This window comes from Aeromonas cavernicola (assembly GCF_002795305.1).
Lineage (GTDB): Bacteria > Pseudomonadota > Gammaproteobacteria > Enterobacterales > Aeromonadaceae > Aeromonas > Aeromonas cavernicola.
Genome location: NZ_PGGC01000032.1, coordinates 1 through 1,154 on the forward strand (window position 1 = coordinate 1; position 1,154 = coordinate 1,154).

Genomic DNA, 1,154 nt, shown 5'->3' on the forward strand with positions numbered 1-1,154 from the left:
GTCTAAAGAAAAATTTGAGCGTAATAAACCGCACGTTAACGTGGGTACTATCGGCCACGTTGACCATGGTAAAACCACTTTGACAGCAGCTATCACCAACGTGCTGGCCAAGCACTTTGGTGGTAAAGCTTTCGCCTTCGACCAGATCGACAAGGCACCGGAAGAGCGTGAGCGTGGTATCACCATTAATACCTCCCACGTAGAGTACGACACCGCTACCCGCCACTACGCCCACGTAGATTGCCCGGGTCACGCCGACTACGTTAAAAACATGATCACCGGTGCTGCCCAGATGGACGGCGCGATCCTGGTAGTAGCAGCGACTGACGGCCCGATGCCGCAGACTCGTGAGCACATCCTGCTGGGTCGTCAGGTTGGTATCCCGTACATGATCGTGTTCATGAACAAGTGTGACATGGTTGATGACGAAGAGCTGCTCGAGCTGGTCGAGATGGAAGTGCGTGAACTGCTGACCGAGTACGATTTCCCAGGTGATGACCTGCCGGTAGTCCGTGGTTCCGCGCTGAAAGCGCTGGAAGGCGACGCAGCATGGGAAGAGAAGATCATCGAGCTGGCTGGCCACCTGGATAGCTACATCCCTGAGCCAGAGCGTGCCATTGACCTGCCGTTCCTGATGCCAATCGAAGACGTATTCTCTATCGCTGGCCGTGGTACCGTCGTGACCGGTCGTGTAGAGCGCGGCATCGTTAAAGTTGGTGAGACAGTAGAAATTGTGGGTATCAAAGATACCGTTTCTACCACCTGTACCGGTGTTGAAATGTTCCGTAAGCTGCTGGACGAAGGTCGTGCAGGCGAGAACATCGGCGCGCTGCTGCGTGGTGTTAAGCGTGAAGACGTAGAGCGTGGTCAGGTACTGGCCAAGCCGGGTTCAATCAAGCCGCACACCAAGTTCGAATCTGAAGTGTACGTGCTGTCCAAAGAAGAAGGTGGTCGTCATACCCCGTTCTTCAAAGGCTACCGTCCACAGTTCTACTTCCGTACAACCGACGTGACTGGAACCATCGAACTGCCGGAAGGCGTAGAGATGGTCATGCCGGGCGACAACATCAAAATGGTTGTTACCCTGATTGCACCGATCGCAATGGACGACGGCCTGCGTTTCGCTATCCGTGAACTGTCTCTTATACACATCT

1 protein-coding gene is annotated in these 1,154 nt (G+C 54.3%); it reads left to right on the top strand.

Annotated elements, in window-relative coordinates; translation table 11 throughout:
* Nucleotides 1–1,154 (top strand): elongation factor Tu (gene tuf, locus CUC53_RS03715; protein ID WP_100292902.1); only part of this gene is annotated, 1,154 nt, incomplete at both ends.